Raw genomic sequence first — 19519 nt, forward strand, 5'->3', positions numbered from 1 at the left:
TCGTAACCCGCTTTTAAGAACTGCTGTAATTCTTGATAGTTTCCTTTCAAGAACCGTTCTTAGCCTGTCAGTGTTTATCGCACTGGTGATGGGTTAGTTCACTCGATATTTAGGCCTCTTTGGCGCCCTAAAAAAAACATTAGGTTTTAAAACTGAAGAATAATTATAAATTATCGCCCTTATACGACGTTTAATTAAATTTCTCTCATGAGACTTTCCGTATCTTTTGTTAATACTTAAAGCAAATTTAAAATTCAAAGTTTTAGTATAATGGATATAATATATTTTAAAAAAATAATTAGCTACACTTTTATTATCATTTTGGAAAATTAAATTAATTTCTTTATTTTTGCTTAAAATAAATTTTTTTTTCATCATAATATTTGTTTAATTTGATTCATTAGAATATTATAAAAAATAACAATTTTAATTTTATTCATAATATTAAACTGTTAATTGATAACGCCCTTTATATCTTCTATTAGATAAAAGACGACGTCCACTAGAATTAGACATTCTTTTTAAAAAACCATGTGTTCTTTTTCGTTTAATTTTACTAGGTTGATAAGTTCTTTTCATTTTTTTTAATATCTTTCCTTTTGAATATTTTAAATTTTATTAACAACTAAAATAAAACAATAGAAATTATAGTTAATTAAACCAAACAATAAGCGAAATAACTAAATTATAAATATTTTTTAAGTTTAATCATTATCATTAATTTGACTCAAATTAACTAAACAAAATTTCTTGAACTTGTTTTTGATCTAATTTTTGTATTAATAAAATTAACAAATTAATGGTATTTTTAATATCTTGTTGATGAACAATAGAAGCATGAGAATGTATATAACGAGTAGGCACTGAAATTACTAATGCTGCAGCTCCTATATGACGTGTATGCATAGCAGCAGCATCTGTAGTTCCGCCTTCCGGAGCAGCTTCTTGAAAAGAAATATTATTATCTCGGGCTACTTTTAATACAAATTCCCTTAAAGCTGTATGAGCCACTAATCCGTGATCATAACAAGATATTTGCGGCCCTTTTCCTAAATAACTAATAGATGTGTTTTGATTACCTGGAACATCATTAGCAACACAAACATCTACCGCTATAGCGATTTCAGGTTTTACTTTATTAGCACTAGTAATAGCCCCTCTTAAACCTACTTCTTCTTGAACTGTAAAAGCACCTATAAATTGATTAGGATTATTTTGTAATTTTTCTAATACTTCGGTAACAATTAAAACTCCAACACGATTATCTATTGCTTTTGCCAAAATAAAATCTTCGCTACCTAAAGTACGACATTCTAGATAAGGAGTAATCATATTTCCAATAGTAACTCCTAATTTTTGAGCTGCTTCTTTAGTTGAAACGCCTATATCTAAAAACAAATTTTTAATATTTGGATTTTGATTACGTTCGTTAACATTTAAAGAATGCGGGGGTTTAGCACCAGTAATACCCCAAACAATACCTTTATTAGTATGAATCTGCCAAAGTTGAGCTAACATAACTGTAGGTAACCAACCGCCTATAGTTTGAAATTTAACAAAACCGTTGTCTGTAATTTCAGTAACCATTAAACCAATTTCATCCATATGACCAGCTAACATAATTTTTGGACCATTTTGTCCTTTGTAAGCTATTAAAATACGGATAGATTGATTGCGTTTTATACAACGATTTGTATTTGTTGTTTTATTTACAATCAGCCCCCGTCCAAACCGGACAAGCAAGTTTCCAAGCATCCGGCTTTCCATAATTTACTCTCTTTCGAGAACTAATTTCTCCTCACGGTTGATTAGTTATTTGTTCTTATCGTTCTTTGTTTCTAATATCCTGTATTTGTTGATTTGTTACCTTTCGATGACAATTCTTACACAGTACTTTAGTTCTTTTATTCATGATACTTTGGCGACTCGCCTTGCGGATTGTGCCAATATGATGAATTTGAAGTTGGGATGTTTTATCGCAATTCTCACAACGTTCCGCTTTTAGACGGTCAGTTAAATGCGTACGACCTTGGAAGATAAATCTATTAATGGTAATGTCCGGGTTTCCCTTGTAATTACGCATTGTCTTAATTTTGTTCCAAGAGTAGACATCCCATGGTTCATATCGGGTTTTCCCTTTATTATGATAGGAGATACCCCAAGTTGAACCAATTTTGTATTTCTTTCGAACTCTGGCAATTGACGTTTTCCGTTTCCTTGCTAGCGTTTTCAAACAGCTGTATTCAGCTAGATAACTTAAGTGAGTCAAAACACCTAAATTGTTAGCCCAACAAAAGTATTGGATAATTCCTCTAACAATTGTCTTATAGGTCCGGATTATTTCTAATTCGTCTCTATCTGCTAATGTTTCATCGTGTTTCAACTTTCCCTTTTTTAACCAATTATATTCATATCCATATTCTTTGGCCTTTGCTTGGGGAATTTGGATTTGAACTAATCCATTCAAGGAATTCTTAGTTGTTTTCCTTTCCCGGTTTTTATTGGTAGGGTTAACCTTTATCATGTAGGATAGGAACCTCGTTCCTTTATTGGCTTTAACAATTTTGGACTTATCCTTACTAACAGTAAGGTTCAGATCTTGTTTTAGCCATTGCGTTACTTGGTCTTTGATTCTTTCTGCCTGGTTATACTCACCTTTAACGCCAATGATAAAATCGTCAGCATAACGGATGTATTCAACTCTTGGTTTTAGATTTAAGTTGATAAAACTGTCAACCCCCAGTTGGTGATGTTGGTTTTTATACCAAGCCTTCTTATATTCCGGGTTACTCTTCCTAATTGGCATTCCCTCTTTAATCAGTCTCTCCATTTTTAGGTCAATGTGGTGTAAATATACATTCGCCAATAAAGGAGAGATAATCCCTCCTTGAGGAGAACCTGATAAAGATTCGTACTTGATGTCATCCTTCATGAAACCGGCTTTTAACCATTTGTTAATAGTCGAGAGTGTTTTATTCTTTTTGATGAACTGGTTTAGAGTTCTCATTAGAATCTCATGATTGATAGTTTCAAAGTAGCCTTTTAAGTCAATTTTGACTAGGTAATCAATTCCTTTAAATCTTTGTTTGACGCGTTTGATGGCATCATGACACGATTTTTTGGTTCTAAATCCAAAACTCCATTCAGAGAAGATATTTTCGAAATAAGGAGTTAAGAGTTGTTCCAGGCATTTTTGTATCAATCTATCTTTGATGGTCGGTATGCCCAAGGGTCTGGTTTTTCCATTATCTTTAGGAATGAGGATTCTTTTGACTGGTTTTGGGTGGTAACCATTATTGACGTATTCCCGATGGTATCTTTTTAGTCTTTCTAAATTGATTCCATCAATGGTTTTATTGTCGATTCCGGGTGTACCCGCTCCTTTATTAGCCGCAATTTTATTAAATGCTGTTAACGTGTTGTAAAAGTTATTCATTCCCTGCTGGATTTCTCTTTTTAAGGAGTAGCTGTTTGATGAACAATATTGAATTCTATTCAATGTTCGTGAAAGTTTAGTTTCTGATGAAACCATTGTTGATATGATATATCAACTCCTTCCTTGATGCCATTGAATAAATAATAAATTACTTTCTTCTTTCGCCCTATAAGAGTGATTAACTCTCTTCATGGTAAGTCGATTAACTAAATTATTCCAAATTTAGGTTTACTCTTACGACTACTAAGAAGATTCTTTATCCTTGACCTCCGGGCTTTTATTTCCGGATTGGCAAATTTAATTACCTGGTTTTAGGATTCTCCAAGTTACGCTAAATCTCTACCTTAATTCTTTAGGGGAAGTATCCTCTCTTCGAGAGGCTGATTCCAGGTTTCTTTGATAGACTACTCAATACAGGTAGTTTATATTAGTAGTTTCTGGACTGTCCGTTTAAGCAACTTCCGGAACAGGTTTAACGATTACCTCAATTTTCCTTCTTAGGCCATCTCAGGCTTCTCCGTAGAATTATTCGGTGGCGGTATCTTCTTGACTAATTTGCTTTTGTCGCAACCCGCTTTTATGGTCTGCTTTAATCTAACACACTTTCGTTTATTAGACCGACCATATCCTTTCAGGGTCTATCAGCCCTGGCTATTGGTTAAATAGCACGAGATTTAGGCCTCTTTGGCGCCCCTACCTAAATTATCATATTCTATTTTATCTACTAAAGAGATAATATTCTGTCGGATATAATTAGTAATCTGTTTTTCTTGCCCAGAAATACCATTTAACATAGTTAATTCTTTCATTTTAATGAATAAATCTGACATTTTTTTTGCTCTCCTTTTTAAAAAAATTCATTTTTTTAATTATTTAATATTTTTTTTATTATAATTAGAAATTTGCTTAATAACGATAAATAGATAGAATAAAAATAAAAAACCAAAAAAAATAGAAAAAATTCTTAAAATTATATAAGAAAAATCAATATTTTTTCCTAATAAAAAACAACTTGTGCCAAAAGTTACTAAATAACCGTTCAAACTCCAAATATTAATTTTATCATTCTGCCATCCAAATAAATGTAAAGAAATAAAAGAATGAATAATTAAAATATAACTAATAATATTACTTAAAGTGAGCATTTTTTGTACAAAAGAATTAGTTATTAAAAAAGACATAAATAAACTAAAAGAAACAGTTAATAAAAAAAATGTTTCTATTAAAAAGAAAAACTTTTTTAATCCTGAATTTTTTTTAAAATTCAAAAATACAAAATAATAATTAAATAATAGCAGCAAAATTCCTAATAAAATATCACTTATTCTAATCCCTTTTATAGAAAAATATTTAGGTTCAAAACATGCTAAAGAACTTAATAAAAATAAAATAGTTATAAAAATATTTAAGATAATTTTATTAAAAGTTATTTTTTTAATTTCATACATATTTGTTAAACCTCTTTAAACAAATTTATAATTATAAATTTGTAATTTTATTTATAATTTGGCCAATAATAAATCAATTAATTCCGCTTTTTTTAACTTAGAAATTTTATTAATGTTATGTTGTTTAGCTAACTTGCGTAAATTTAATAAATTCATTTTTTGTAAAGATAATAAGTTCATTGTAAATCCATTATCTGAAGAAATATCTGAATTTTTTTGTTTTATATTCTCGATATTATCAGTTACAGAATGTTGAATAATAGTGTTCGGACAATCTTTGTTAATAGACTGCGAATTCAAAGAATCAAAATCTGAATTTAAATCAGATTCCAAAATATCTTCTTTTGAATCCGATGTAGATTTAGAAATATGCTTTGTTAATTTATTTTTTTGAAACTCAAGAAAACTTTTTTGAGACAATTCAATATAAAATTTAAACATTTCAGGTTTATTAATAATTAAATTAGCCAAAATTTTACGATTTACATCAACACCAGCTAATTTTAAACCATATATAAAAGAGGAATAATTCATACCATTTTCTGAACATCCAGCATTGATACGACGAATCCATAAAGAACGCCAATCTCTTTTATTTCTTTTACGACCAACATAAGCATATTGCCATGAACGCATTACTTGTTCATGAGCAGTTTTATAAATGGTACTTTTAGAACCTACATAACCTTTAGCTAATTTTAAAATTTTCTTACGACGTCTACGTCGTGCTGGCACTAAATTTACTTTAACCATGACTATTCTTCTTTCCTTAGATTTATATCAATTTGCTAAATTAAATTTTTAATACGCTTTAAATCTGAAGAATCTACATAAGTAAATCCTCTTAATTGTCTATTTTGTTTAGTAGTTTTAGAACCGGCTAAATGGTTTTTAAAAGCATGTTTGCGTAACCATTTACCAGTTTCAGTAATTTTGATACGTTTTTTTAAACCTTTATGTGTTTTTTTTTTCAAAATTAATTACCATTACGTCTTTCTAATTTTTTTTTAAAACAAAAACTAAATGCATCACAACATCCAAATGAACTAATAATAAAATTATTAATTAGATTTCAAAGGAATTAACAAAGAATTAATTTGATTACCTTCTCTTTTAGGAGGAATATCAACCCTTGAAACTAAACTTAAAGCTGATATAATTTTCTTGAAAATATCGTTACCAATACTAGGATTTATAGCCATTCTACCTGGTAAAAACATATTAATTTTCACTTTATGTCCGTTTTTTAAGAAATCTTCGGCTTTTTTAATTTTAACATATAAATCATTGTCTTGGATACGAGGGCTTAAACAAATAGTTTTAACATTCATTTGATTATGTTGTTTTTTTCGATTTTGTTTAATTTTTTTTTGTTGTTCATAATAAAATTTGGAATAATTAACTAAACGTACTACTTTAGGATTAGAATGAGCATTGATCAAGACAAAATCTTCATTTTTCTGTTCAGCTAAATCAAATATTTGTTCTTTTTGGAAAATGCCTAATTGCTTTCCTTGATTATCGATAACCAAATATTCTCCAGAAGGAACTTTTTCATTATATAAAAAACTAATTTTTAATTTTTCTTTTTTATTTTTTTTATGTTTAATAATACGTATAACTCCTTTTTGGACTATATTTATAATTTTAGCGAAAAACTAAAATTATTTAAAATAACCTTCATTATTATATATTAATAAAATTGAAATATACAAAACCACTTTAAACCAAAAATCAATTTTACTATATTTTATCAAAAATAAACTTACTTATAATAACTAGAAAAAATTAACAAAAATCAAAATCTTATATCTTTAAAATAAATTTAAATAAATTGTATTGCTTAATTATCTTACTAATTTTAATCTAGGCAAAATTATAAACTTTTAAGATAGATAATTCAACAATAAAACGAAGAAAAATTATTATTTATTAATAATATATAATCCACTAATTATCAATTTTCATTATATTTTTAATAATTATTATTATTTAATTTTTTATCTAACAACAATAAATATAAAATAACTGTATAAGCTAAATATAAAAAATCATAATTTTATGATATCAAAAATAAAAAAAATTAATACGATTAAAAATATAAAAAAAGACTATAAAATAGTCTTCTTTCATAATTAATTAACTTTAATTCGATAAAATTTCAATAATTTTTCCCGAACCAATAGTTCTGCCACCTTCACGGAAAGCAAAAGAAGTTCCTACTTCTAACGCAACAGGTTTAATTAAATTAACTTCAATAGTCACATTATCACCTGGCATCGCTACAGCAACATCTTTAGGCAAAATAATAACTCCTGTAACATCGGCAGTTCTAAAGAAAAATTGAGGTCTATATTTAGTTTGGAAAGAATTTGCGCGACCACCTTCTTCTTCGGTCAAAATATAAACTTCTGCTTTAAATTTAGAATATACTTTTAAAGAATTAGGTTTAACTATTACTTGACCTCTTTTAATATCTGTATGTACAATACTACGTAGTAAAATAGCAGCATTATCTCCGGCTTGGATTTGATTTCTAGTTTTTTTAAAAATTTCTAATCCAATTGCAACAGCATTCTTGTCATTATCTAAGCCAAGAATTTGGACTTCTTCGCCTAAAGTTAATTTACCTCTTTCTACTCTGCCAGAAGCAACTGTTCCGCGACCTTTAATAGAATATATATCTTCAATAGGCATCAAAAAAGGTTTATCTATATCACGAATAGGCAAAGGTAATTTATCTAACTCTGCCACTAAATCTGCAATTTTAGATAAATAATTTTGATCGCCATCTAAAGCTTTTAAAGCAGATCCTTGAATAATAGGGATTTCTGATCCTTTATAACCATTTTTCGTTAAAATGTCACGTATTTCATGTTCTACTAAAGGTATTAAATCAGGAATAGCTTTATCGCATTTATTTAAAAAAACTATTAAATTAGGAACTCCAACGTGTTTAGCTAACAAAATATGTTCACGAGTTTGAGGTTGAGCACCGTCAGCAGCTGAAACTACTAAAATAGCTGCATCCATTTGAGCTGCTCCAGTAATCATATTTTTAATATAATCTTTATGACCAGGACAATCAATATGAGCGTAATTACGAGTTTCACTTTCATATTCTAAATGATGGGCATTAATAGTGATACCACGGTTTTGTTCTTCAACAGTTTTATCTAAAGTTTTAATATCTTGTCGAAATGTAGCTAAATTTTTTGAAGCTAAATAATTATTAATAGCCAAACTTAAAGTGCTTTTGCCGTGATCTACATGGCCAAGAGTTCCTACATTTAAATGAGGTTTGATTATTTGGGATTCTTCTTTATTATTTATTGTTGTTTTTGACATTTTATTTTTTTTCTCCATTTGAATATTTTTCTACTAAAAATAATTAAATTCAATTATTATAATAACTGAAATACTTAATAAATAATAATATTATATCTATAAATTTTATTTATTACGCGATTCAATAATTTTATTAGCAATATGATCGGGAGCTTTTTCGTATTTAAAAAATTCCATAGAAAAATTTGCTCTTCCTTGAGTATTAGAACGTAAACTGCTAGAATATTTAAACATTTCCGCCAAAGGAACAAAAGCCTGAATTTTCATGACCATACCTTCGTTTTCTTGCTTCTCTAAACGACCTCTACGAGATACTAAATCTCCAATAACATTACCAATATATTCATGAGGAGTAATCAATTCTAATTTCATAATAGGTTCCAAAATAACAACTAATTGACTATTACGTAATTTTCGTAAAGCTGCAGCAGCAGCGGATTTAAAAGCAAATTCCGAAGAATCAACTTCATGAAAAGCACCGCTAAACAAAGTTGCTTTAATATCAGTCAAAGGATAACCAGCAATTATACCACTAGATAAAGACTCCTGCAAACCTTTAGATACAGCTGGAATATAATTTTGCGGAATAGCACCGTATTTCACGTTATTAACAAATTCAAAACCTTTTCCAGGATTAGGTTCAAATAAAATTTGAACATAACCATACTGACCACGACCCCCTGTTTGATGTTTACATTCCCCATCCACTTCTATAGAACTAATTAAAGTTTCTCGATAAGCCACTTGGGGTTCCGAAACTTTTACTTGAATTTGAAATTCTCTTTTTAAACGTTCCATTAAAACATCTAAATGTAAGTCGCCCATTCCGGCAGCAATCATTTGTTTTGATTCTGGATCTACAGTAAATTTAAAAGTCGGATCTTCTTGAGTAAAACCAAACAAAGCAGAACTAATCTTTTCCTGTTCCTTTGTGAAAACAGGTTCTACTGCAACTTGCAAAACTGGTTCGGGGAAACTCATTTTTTCTAACAAAATAAAATCATTTCCGTATGTCAAAGTATCACCTGTAATAGTATTTTTCAAACCAATTACAGCTACAATATCACCAGCATAAGCTTCTTTAATATCTTGCCGCGAATTAGCATGCATTAGTAATAAACGCGAAGCACGTTCTGTAATATTTTTATTATTATTTCTTATATAAGAACCAGCTTTTAAACAACCCGAATAAATACGTACAAAAGTTAAACGACCAAAAGAATCTGTCATAACTTTAAAAGCTAATGCAATAAAAGATTCTTTAAAATTAATTTTACGGACAATAGGCTGTTCATTTTTATCATAACCATTAATATTTGGCAAATCTAAAGGCGAAGGTAAAAAATCTACTAAAGCATTTAATAAAGGAATAATACCTTTATTTTTTAAAGCTGAACCACATAAAACCGGAAAAAAATTAACTTCTAAAGTAGCTTTTCGAAGTGCTTTTTTAATGAGAGAAATAGAAATAGGTTTATTTTCTAAAAGATTATTTAATAATTCATCATTTAAAGAAGCTAGTTTATCTATTAATATTTGCCTTTTGGAAATAACAAGTTCTTTTAGTTCCTCAGGGATAGGAATTAATTGATTTGCTCGATCAGGATTGGAAGAATATTCCCAAGCTTGCATTTCTATTAAATCAACAAAACCACGAAAATTATTTTCTACACCGATAGGCCATTGAATAGCGTAAGCAAACACATTTAATCTTTTCTCTAAACTAGCAATAGCATTTTCAAAATTAGCTCCTAATTTATCAATTTTATTAACAAAAACAATTCGAGGAACTTTATAATAAGTTGCTTGACGCCAAACAGTTTCTGTTTGCGGTTCTACTCCAGCTTGAGCATCTATAACCACCACACCGCCATCCAAAACACGTAAAGAACGATTAACTTCTGAAGAAAAATCTATATGTCCTGGAGTGTCAATAATATTGATTTTACAATTATTCCAAAAAACAGTAGTAGCGGCTGATGTTATCGTAATGCCTCTTTCTTTTTCTTGATCCATCCAGTCCATTTGTGATAAACCTTCATGAGTTTCTTTAGCTACACGAATTTTTCCAGTATAAAATAAAATCCTTTCAGTGGTAGTGGTTTTTCCTGCATCGATATGAGCCATAATACCAATATTACGTATTTTATCTAATTCTAATTCAATTCCCATGTTGCCTCCTTTAAGTTGAAAATATTAAACGCACTTTTTTTACCAACGATAATGAGCGAAACTTCTATTAGCTTCAGACATGCGATGGATTTCATCACGCTTTTTAACTGCTAATCCTGTTCCGGAAGCAGCAGAAATAATTTCTTGAGCTAGTTTTTCTTGCATACTTTTCTCATTACGTTTACGTGCTCCCATAATTAACCATTTTAAACCTAAAGAATAACGTCTTTCTACTGAAACTTCTAAAGGAACTTGATATTTTTGGCTACCAATAGTTCGTGTACGCAATTCTACTAAAGGCATAATATGATTAAAAGCTTCATTAAGAACTTCCATTGGTTCTTTTTTTGTTAATATTTTAACTTGGGATAAACAGTTATATACTATAGAGCAAGCAATATCTTTTTTTCCATCCTTCATAAGTTTATTAATAACTCTGGTTACTAAAACAGAATTGTAAACAGGATCTAAGGGCAATATTCTTTTTTTAAAACTTTTTTTACGAGACATAAGTTTATACACCTTAATTTATTTGAATTTTAATAAATTCTTATTTTTTCGCACCATATCGAGAACGACCTTGTTTCCGATTAACTACTCCAGCAGTATCAAGAACTCCTCGAATAATTTGATAACGAACCCCGGGTAAATCTTTAACGCGACCACCTCGTATTAACACAAGACTATGCTCTTGTAAATTATGACCTATACCAGGAATATAAGCTGTTACTTCTTGACGATTTGACAAACGAACTCTAGCTACTTTTCTTAAAGCAGAATTAGGCTTTTTAGGAGTAGTAGTATATACTTTTAAACAAACTCCAGATTTTTGAGGAGAATTAATATTTTTAAATTTCTTTTTTAAAACATTAAAACGAACAGATAAAGCTGGTGATTTGGTTTTAGTATTTTTTTTTACTCTTCGTTTTCTGATTAACTGAGAAATAGTAGGCATGTTTCAATAATAAAACCTTTCTTTGTTATTTTTTGTAATTAGAAATATAAGACGACCTAAATTTTATCTTTTTTTTGAACAAAAGTCAATATAAACTCCATTTCATTTAAAAAAGATTATTTAATAGCAACTATCTCAAAATCAAAAATATATATACTTAAATTTAATCTAATGATTATAATTAACAATTATTTTTAATAATTATTTATTTTTCTCTTCTTCTTTTAATGGATATTCAAATAAAGAATGATTTAAAATTCCAGTTCCAGCAGGTATTAAACCACCTAAAATAACATTTTCCTTTAAACCTAATAAAAAATCTTTTTGACCTTTGATTGTAGCATCAATTAGAATTTTAGTAGTTTCTTGAAAAGATGCGGCAGATAATAAAGAATCACTTTTTAAAGAAGATCTTGTAATACCAAAAACTATAGGTCGACCAGCTGCTAATTTTTTATTTTGTTGAATTAATTGCATATTTATTTTCTTAAATTCTTTTATAGACACTTCAGATCCTGGCAATAAATTACTGTCGCCTTCAGAAATAACTAAAATTTGTTTAAACATTTGACGAATAATAATTTCAATATGTTTATCACTAATATACACACTCTGAGATTGATATACTTGTTGTACTTCTTCCAAAATATATTTTTGAGTAGCTACTACAGAACTAATACGCAATAATTCTCTTAAATCTATCGAACCAGAAGTTAAACGTTGTCCGGCTTTTACAGCCATACCATCATTCACTAAAATATCTACATTAGAATCTACAGTATAAAGATATTCTTGTTGAGGATTAATCGCTGAAACTATAACAATATCTGATGAATAAAAATTACTAGATTTAATTTCTTTAACTATACCGTCATATTCACTTATTAAAGCTTTACCTTTAGGTTTACGAGCTTCAAATAATTCTTGAATACGCGGCAATCCTTGAGTAATATCGGAAACCGATAAAACCCCTCCTGTGTGAAATGTTCTCATAGTTAACTGAGTACCAGGTTCACCAATAGATTGAGCAGCAATAATGCCAACAGCTTCTCCGATCTCAACCGCTTTATTAGTAGCTAAATTTAAACCATAACATTTAGCACAAATACCATAATCAGAATTACATGTTAAAACACTTCTAATTTTAACCGATAAAACTCCTGTTTTAACAATATTTTCCGCTATTTCACGAGTAATCAAGTCGCCAAAATTAACTATAACTTGTTTATTCGAAGAATCTATAATACTTTGCGCTATATAACGACCAAATAAACGTTGTTGTAAAGAAATAATCTCTTTACCATCTTGCTCCAAAGAAGTTACATAAACACCTTTATCACTACCACAATCATGTGACATAATAATCACATCTTGAGCAACATCAACTAAACGACGAGTTAAATATCCGGATTCAGCTGTTTTTAAAGCTGTATCAGTAGAAACCTTTCTAGCTCCATGAGTTGAAATAAAAAACTCATGAACATTTAAACCTTCTTTAAAAGAAGATTTAACAGGGATTTCTAATTGATTATTGGTAGGACTATGCATTAAACCTCTCATACCGGATAACTGTGCAAAATTAGAAACATTACCACGAGCGCCACTATCACTTATCATAAATAAATGATTGTCTTGATTAAATTCTTGCATTAAACCTTCTTGGATAACATTACGTACATTTTTCCATTCTTGAATAATTAAACTTTTTTTTTCACTAGTGGTTAAAAATCCTTTTTCATGCCATTGTTCAATATCTGCAATTTTATCTTCTACCTGAGCTATTAATTCATCTTTTTTAGAATACACATTAATATCTGCATGAGAAATAGTTACTCCCGACATAGTTGAATATTTAAAACCTAAATTTTTAATATCATCTAACATTTTTGATGTTTCTGAAATATTACTTCTTTTAAAAACCCGATCAATGATAAGTGACAAAAAACGTTTTTTAAAAGGTTCAGGAGTAGGAATATTATGCAAATATTCCATCAAATTAACGCCTTTAGGTATAAAATAAACATCTGGAGTTTTTATTTCTAAATTAAATATGGTTGGTTCTTGTAAATAAGGAAAATCGTTAGGCAAAATACTATTAAAAATTAATTTACCTAATGTAGTAACTAAATATTTATTTTTTTGTTCATCGTTAAAATAAGAAGAAATATTAGAGGAGCGTACTAAAATACGAGTATGCAAAGCTATTTGTTTATTATAAAAAGCTAATTCAGCTTCTTGTAAATCATTAAAAACTTTTCCTTCATTACGGTGTTTATATTGATGTTGTTGGTTTCTGAAATCAGCATTGTAACCTTGTATAATGCGTTTACGTGTTTCTTCAATAGTCAAATAATAATTACCTAACACCATATCTTGAGAAGGAGATAAAACTGGACTACCATTTTTAGGATCTAATATATTATAAGAAGATAACATCAATAAACGAGCTTCAGCTTGAGCTTCTACAGAAAGAGGAACATAAACAGCCATTTGATCTCCATCAAAATCCGCGTTAAAAGCTAAAGTAACTAAAGGATGCAATCTAATAGCTTTGCCATCGATCAATTTAACTTGAAAACCTTGTAATCCTTGACGATGTAAAGTAGGCGCTCTATTTAATAAAACAGGATGTTCTTGAACAACTTCTTCTAATAATGTCCATACATGTTCATTCATTTTTTCATATAAAATATTAGCGCTTTTTTTATCAATACCTTTAGATTCTTGTAATTTATTTAATACAAACGGTTTAAATAAAACAATAGCCATTTGTCGAGGAATACCGCATTGGTGTAACTTTAAATCAGGTCCTACAATAATAACGGAACGACCAGAATAATCTACCCTCTTTCCTAATAAATTTTGACGAAAACGGCCTTGTTTACCTCTTAACATTTCCGATAAAGATTTTAAAGGTTTATTACGTTCAATATTAGAAGTGCTTTTTTTACTAGATTTAGCATTATCAAATAAAGCATCTACGGCTTCTTGTAACATTCTTTTTTCGTTTTTAATAATCAATCTAGGAGCATTTTGTTTTAATTGTCTTTTTAAACGATTATTACGATTTAAAATCCTGCGATATAAATCATTAATGTCAGCAGAAGCAAAACGTACACCTTGTTCAAGAGCGACTATAGGCCTTAAACTAGGAGGAATTACATTGATAGCTTCCAAAACAATCCATTCTGGTTTATTATCGGATTGATAAAAAGATTCCATTAATTCTAATCTTTTAACAATCAAATCTCTTTTTTGTTTAGATGCTTGTTTTAACTCTAATCTCAATAATTGAATAGTTTCTTCCATATTCAATTCTTGTAACATAGTTTTAACAGCTTCAGCGCCAGTTAAAGCCACAAAATTATTATCACAACGTTCCAAATATTGTCCATATTCTAACTCAGATATAATATTATATTTATTTAAATCGCTATTGCCAGGATTAATAACTATATATGATACATAATAAACAATTTCTGCTAATTCTTTAGCTTTCATACCTAATAAAATAGCTAAACGGCTAGGTAAACTATTTAAAAACCATGTATGAACTACAGGAGCAGCTAGATCAATATGGCCCATTCTTTCACGTCTAACTAGTTGTTCTGTAATTTCTACACCACATTTAGAACAAATTTGGCCTTTTTTTAAAGTTTGTTTTTTAGAACATATACATTGTAAATCTTGAACAGGGCCAAAAATAATAGGACAAAACAATCCGCCTTTTTCCGGTTTAGCTGTACGATAATTAATAGTTTCATAATTTACAACTTCGCCATAAGATTTTTGACGAATTTCATGAGGAGAAGATAAACGAATTTTAAAATAATCGTATTCTCGATTATTATTATTGGAAAAAATAGCTTTATCGATTATCCATGAAGATGCAGACTCGTGTTCATTATTCTCGTGTTTCCAAATAATATTATCTGTATCAGCAACAGAATTATCAATTTTCTGATAAACATTATTTTTTAAACCGTTATATAAATTTAAAAAATTCATCAAAAGATCTTGATAAGCAGGATTGTTACTAAATAACTTCAGCAAAACATCTTTATCAGTCTCTAATAAAGATAAACAATTGAAAATATTATTTTGAGATAAAATATTTAAAATCTCCTGATTTAGATTTAAATTATTTAAAGATTCAGGAAGACCATACTGTTTCAAAATAACTACAATTTCTCGAAAAGATTCTTCGTTTAATAAAGAAACTAATTCATTCAAGTGATAATTATTAATATCATTTAAACTATTAATACCTATAGATTTTAAATTTTTCAAAGTTCTTTTAGTTAAAGAAAAATCTTCAATTTTCATATTTAACATAATCGGGTTTACTTTTTGTTCTCCTTATTATTTGAAACTAAAGAACGATTAATTTGATTATCCTTAGTATCAGCTTTAATTAATTCTACATGTAATCCTAACGCTTGTAATTCTTTAGTAAAAACTCTAAAACTTTCCGGAATAGAAGGTTTAGGAAAACGTAAACCATTAACTATAGCGTGATATAATTGATTACGTCCTATAATATCATCACTTTTCAAAGTTAAAATTTCTTGCAAAGTATGAGCAGCTCCATAAGCTAATAAACTCCAAGTTTCCATTTCTCCAATTCTTTGACCACCTAAAAAATTACGTCCACTACCAGGTTGTTGCAAAATTAAAGTATAAGTACCAACATTTCTAGCATGTATTTTATCTTCAACCATATGAGATAATTTTAACATATACAAAATACCAACAGATATAGGATTATCATATGGTTCACCTGTTCTACCATCATATAGAGTCATTTTTCCATCAAAAGGTAAATTAGCTTCTTGCATAATATTTTTTAAATCTTCATTATCAGCCCCATCTAAAACCGGAGTAGCAACCTTAATATTTAATTTATGCGCAGCCATTCCTAAATGCATTTCTAGAATTTGTCCAATATTCATCCGACTAGGAACACCTAAAGGGTTTAAAATAACATCCACAGGTGTTCCATCCGACATATAAGGCATATCTACTTTAGCAGCGATACAAGAAATTACTCCTTTATTGCCATGCCTTCCAGCTATTTTATCACCTTCTCGAATTTTTCTTTTTTTAGCTATATAAACTTTAATAATTTCATTCACACCAGGAGTAGAAATAAAATCGCCTTTTTTAACAGAAAAATATTGCACACTCTGAACAATACCACTCTCACCACAAGGAACTTTTAAGGAAGCATCTTTATAATCACGAGATTTTTCTCCAATAATTGTTTGAATTAATTTTTCATAAGGGTTATTCTCCAAAGAACTTTGAGGGATAATAACAATCTTACCAACTAAATAATCACCTTCATTAACTTCAGAACCAGGAATAATAATACCTCGAGAGTCTAAATTCTTAATAGCTTCGGCACTCACATTAGGTATTTCTCGAGTTATTTCTTCTCTTCCTGCGCCTTTCTTTAATTCCCGCACTTGAATTTCATATTTACTAATATGAACAGAAGTAAAAATATCTTCTTGTACTAAACGTTCTGATAAAATTACAGCATCTTCGTAATTATAACCATCCCAAGTCATAAAAGCTACTGTAACATTTTTACCTAAAGCTAATTCACCTTGATGAGTAGAAGAACCATCAGCAATAATATCTCCTTTATTAATGTTTTCATTTAATTTAACAATAGGTTTTTGCAAAATTAAAGTATCTTGATTAGATTTATCGAAAGTAGATAAAATATAAACCTTTTGTTCTCCACGATTATTTTCAATAATAATTTTTTTAGCATCTACATAAACTACAAATCCACTTTCTTCAGCAATAACAACGCATCCTGAATCTTTTACTATTCTATGCTCAATACCAGTAGCTACAATAGGAGATTCAGAAATTAATAAAGGCAAAGCTTGTCGTTGCATATTAGCACCCATTAATGCTCTAGAAGCGTCATTATGTTCTAAAAAAGGAATAGATGCTGTAGCTACAGATACAATTTGTTTAGGAGAAACATCTATATAATCAATTTGATCAACACTATATAAACTAATTTCTCCATTTCGTCTAGCAATTACTTTCGATTGTTTAAAACTAAAATCATTATTTAAACAAGATGAAGATGTAGCAATAATACGATTTTCTTCTTGAATAGAAGTTAAGTATTCATATTGATGAGACACTACTGATTTACCATTTTCGTGAATTACTTTAAAAAAAGGAGTTTCGATAAAACCATATTGGTCTACTTGAGCATAAGTAGCTAAAGAACAAATCAAACCAATAGAAGGACCTTCAGGAGTTTCAATAGGACACAATCTACCGTAATAAGAATCGTTAACATCTCTTAACTCTACTCCTGCCCGATCACGATCAATTCCTCCGCTACCTAAAGCAGAAATTCTACGTTTTTGAGTAATAATAGCTAAAGGATTAATTTGATCCATAAAATGAGATAAACGTGAACTACAAAAAAAAGTTTTAATAGCCATAGAAAGAGAAGAAAAATTAAATAGTCCTCCTGGCGTAATAGAATCGAATTTACTAATAGACATACGATCTTTAATATTTTTTTTAGTTCTATTCAAACCTACGCGTAATTGATTTTTTAACAGTTCTCCAATTAATCTTAATCTTCTATTCCCTAGATGATCAATATCATCAATAGTGCCAATATTATGATAAAGATTTAAATAGTAACTAATAGATGCTATTATATCAGATAAAACAATATTTTCAGCATCTTCAGATTGATCATTACCTATAATTTTAATAAAATGCTTATTGTTTTTATTATCCAAAACATAAACTTCTAAACTTTCATTAAAAACTTTTTGTCGATCTTTAAAAATTTTATGAATATATTCTTTATTAGCAAAATATTTAATAATTTTATCATCAATATTATATTTATGAGTTTCTAATAAAATCTTTAAAATATCATCGTCTAAAAGTGTATCAGCCTTAATTAATACTTGTCCTGTTTGGGAATGCAAAATATCTTCTTTAATATATATTTGATCATCATTTATACTTTTTCTATAAGTAAATGAATTGGAATCATGATTTTGATTTTGCAAATGAAAATCAGAATTAACTAATTCCACACGAAATTTATCTCTATGTAATGATAATTTTTTAATAACTTCATAATTTAAAAAAGTTCCGGAAGAAAATAAAATTTCATTATTAGTTAAATCTTTAATATCTTGAGCTAAAAAAGTATTTTCAGCCCTATTTAAAACATCTAATTTGCGATTCAACTTATATCTTCCTACTAAAGATAAATCATATTTATCTTTATCAAACAAACGATTACGAATGAATTCTCTTGCCGCATTAGTAGGGACTCTTTCTCCTTGATGCAACTTAGAATAGAGTTCGACAATAGCATCATTAAAATTAGAATCATTATCTTTATTAAAACTTAAATCCAATAAAGGATTGATTCCAAAAGTTTTTTCAATTTCTTCTTGAGTATCAAAACCTAAAGCATGAATAAATTTTGTTAAAGGTATTTTTTTCGAACGATCCAATTTAGCATATAAAAAATCTTTATTATTTTGTTCAAACTCTATCCAAGCACCTCTAGTAGGAATAATTTGAGCAGTAAAACGATTTTTATTAATTTTATTATCTAATTTAGCAGTAAAATAAGCTCCTGCTGAACGCACTATTTGAGAAACTACAACTCTTTCTGTACCATTAATTATAAAAGTACCTGCAATAGTCATTAAAGGCAAATCTGTCATTAATATACGAGCTTTTTTAGTTTGTTGAGTAATAACATTTTCCAAAGTTACATTTAAAAACAATTCCGCACTATAAGTAAATCCCCTTTTTTTAGATTCTTCAGCGTTAAATTTCGGTTCTTCTAAAAAAAAATCATTAAAATGTAATTTTAAATCACCATTATAACTCTCAATAGGGAAAATACTTTTTAATGATGTTTGAATACCATAATTTAAAAATTCTTGAAATGATTTTGTTTGGATCTCGATTAAGTTTGGCAAATCCAAATCATATTTCATCTTAGAATAATTTCGTCGTTCAACCTTGGTGCCATATTTTGCATTACAATATTTTTTCATTTTTTTATTTAGAACTCCCAACAAATATCAACATAAATTGAATTTAAATTTAAAAAAATAAATTCTTAATAGACAAAACATC

Annotated in this window: 15 protein-coding genes; all 15 read right to left on the reverse strand. The window is 28.7% G+C overall.

Annotated elements, in window-relative coordinates; all coding sequences use genetic code 11:
- Positions 1-93: 93 nt before the first annotated feature.
- The gene (gene rnpA, locus OC701_RS00795) at positions 94-378 is read right to left on the reverse strand and encodes a ribonuclease P protein component (RefSeq protein ID WP_304514218.1); all 285 of its coding nucleotides are present in this window, start codon (positions 376-378) and stop codon (positions 94-96) included.
- A 66-nt stretch (positions 379-444) separates the two neighbouring features.
- A complete protein-coding gene (gene rpmH, locus OC701_RS00800) occupies positions 445-579 on the reverse strand; it encodes a 50S ribosomal protein L34 (RefSeq protein ID WP_304514219.1) in 135 nt (44 codons plus the stop codon).
- Positions 580-732: 153 nt separating this feature from the next.
- Positions 733-1767 (reverse strand): M42 family metallopeptidase, encoded by a 1035-nt coding sequence (locus tag OC701_RS00805; RefSeq protein WP_304514220.1) that lies wholly within the window; start codon positions 1765-1767, stop codon positions 733-735.
- 55 nt (positions 1768-1822) lie between these two features.
- Entirely contained in the window at positions 1823-3541 is a 1719-nt protein-coding gene (gene ltrA, locus OC701_RS00810) for a group II intron reverse transcriptase/maturase (protein ID WP_304514243.1), read from the reverse strand.
- Between the two features lie 569 nt (positions 3542-4110).
- Positions 4111-4266, reverse strand: coding sequence for a hypothetical protein (locus OC701_RS00815; RefSeq protein WP_304514221.1), 156 nt, complete (start codon positions 4264-4266; stop codon positions 4111-4113).
- A gap of 39 nt (positions 4267-4305) precedes the next feature.
- The gene (locus tag OC701_RS00820) at positions 4306-4884 is read right to left on the reverse strand and encodes a hypothetical protein (protein WP_304514222.1); all 579 of its coding nucleotides are present in this window, start codon (positions 4882-4884) and stop codon (positions 4306-4308) included.
- A gap of 51 nt (positions 4885-4935) precedes the next feature.
- Positions 4936-5637 carry a 50S ribosomal protein L20 gene (gene rplT, locus OC701_RS00825; RefSeq protein WP_304514223.1) on the reverse strand — a complete coding sequence of 234 codons (702 nt, stop codon included), beginning with the start codon at positions 5635-5637 and terminating at the stop codon, positions 4936-4938.
- 35 nt (positions 5638-5672) lie between these two features.
- Complete coding sequence (rpmI, locus tag OC701_RS00830) at positions 5673-5861, reverse strand: 50S ribosomal protein L35 (RefSeq protein WP_304512486.1); 189 nt, start codon at positions 5859-5861, stop codon at positions 5673-5675.
- Positions 5862-5945: 84 nt separating this feature from the next.
- On the reverse strand, positions 5946-6530 hold the full coding sequence (gene infC / locus OC701_RS00835; protein WP_320415503.1) for a translation initiation factor IF-3: 585 nt from the start codon (positions 6528-6530) through the stop codon (positions 5946-5948).
- A 499-nt stretch (positions 6531-7029) separates the two neighbouring features.
- Positions 7030-8232, reverse strand: coding sequence for an elongation factor Tu (tuf, locus tag OC701_RS00840; RefSeq protein WP_304514224.1), 1203 nt, complete (start codon positions 8230-8232; stop codon positions 7030-7032).
- A 105-nt stretch (positions 8233-8337) separates the two neighbouring features.
- Positions 8338-10404: an elongation factor G gene (fusA, locus tag OC701_RS00845; RefSeq protein WP_304514225.1), complete on the reverse strand. Its 2067-nt coding sequence runs from the start codon at positions 10402-10404 to the stop codon at positions 8338-8340.
- A 39-nt stretch (positions 10405-10443) separates the two neighbouring features.
- A complete protein-coding gene (gene rpsG, locus OC701_RS00850) occupies positions 10444-10914 on the reverse strand; it encodes a 30S ribosomal protein S7 (protein ID WP_304514226.1) in 471 nt (156 codons plus the stop codon).
- Between the two features lie 40 nt (positions 10915-10954).
- Complete coding sequence (gene rpsL / locus OC701_RS00855) at positions 10955-11359, reverse strand: 30S ribosomal protein S12 (protein ID WP_304514227.1); 405 nt, start codon at positions 11357-11359, stop codon at positions 10955-10957.
- 201 nt (positions 11360-11560) lie between these two features.
- Positions 11561-15694 (reverse strand): DNA-directed RNA polymerase subunit beta', encoded by a 4134-nt coding sequence (gene rpoC, locus OC701_RS00860; protein ID WP_304514228.1) that lies wholly within the window; start codon positions 15692-15694, stop codon positions 11561-11563.
- Between the two features lie 8 nt (positions 15695-15702).
- Entirely contained in the window at positions 15703-19437 is a 3735-nt protein-coding gene (gene rpoB, locus OC701_RS00865; RefSeq protein WP_304514229.1) for a DNA-directed RNA polymerase subunit beta, read from the reverse strand.
- Between the last annotated feature and the right edge of the window lie 82 nt (positions 19438-19519).

This window comes from Candidatus Phytoplasma bonamiae (genome assembly GCF_030586845.1).
Taxonomy (GTDB): Bacteria; Bacillota_I; Bacilli_A; order Acholeplasmatales; family Acholeplasmataceae; genus Phytoplasma; species Phytoplasma bonamiae.

Bases quoted from the DNA above. Each gene is read 5' to 3' on its own strand.
- rpsL (WP_304514227.1), bottom strand. From the start codon at position 11,359: ATGCCTACTATTTCTCAGTTAATCAGAAAACGAAGAGTAAAAAAAAAT.
- rpmH (WP_304514219.1), bottom strand. From the start codon at position 579: ATGAAAAGAACTTATCAACCTAGTAAAATTAAACGAAAAAGAACACAT.
- rpoB (WP_304514229.1), bottom strand. From the start codon at position 19,437: ATGAAAAAATATTGTAATGCAAAATATGGCACCAAGGTTGAACGACGA.
- rnpA (WP_304514218.1), bottom strand. From the start codon at position 378: ATGATGAAAAAAAAATTTATTTTAAGCAAAAATAAAGAAATTAATTTA.
- fusA (WP_304514225.1), bottom strand. From the start codon at position 10,404: ATGGGAATTGAATTAGAATTAGATAAAATACGTAATATTGGTATTATG.
- rplT (WP_304514223.1), bottom strand. From the start codon at position 5,637: ATGGTTAAAGTAAATTTAGTGCCAGCACGACGTAGACGTCGTAAGAAA.
- OC701_RS00805 (WP_304514220.1), bottom strand. From the start codon at position 1,767: ATGGAAAGCCGGATGCTTGGAAACTTGCTTGTCCGGTTTGGACGGGGG.
- rpsG (WP_304514226.1), bottom strand. From the start codon at position 10,914: ATGTCTCGTAAAAAAAGTTTTAAAAAAAGAATATTGCCCTTAGATCCT.
- rpoC (WP_304514228.1), bottom strand. From the start codon at position 15,694: ATGTTAAATATGAAAATTGAAGATTTTTCTTTAACTAAAAGAACTTTG.
- OC701_RS00815 (WP_304514221.1), bottom strand. From the start codon at position 4,266: ATGTCAGATTTATTCATTAAAATGAAAGAATTAACTATGTTAAATGGT.
- OC701_RS00820 (WP_304514222.1), bottom strand. From the start codon at position 4,884: ATGTATGAAATTAAAAAAATAACTTTTAATAAAATTATCTTAAATATT.
- tuf (WP_304514224.1), bottom strand. From the start codon at position 8,232: ATGTCAAAAACAACAATAAATAATAAAGAAGAATCCCAAATAATCAAA.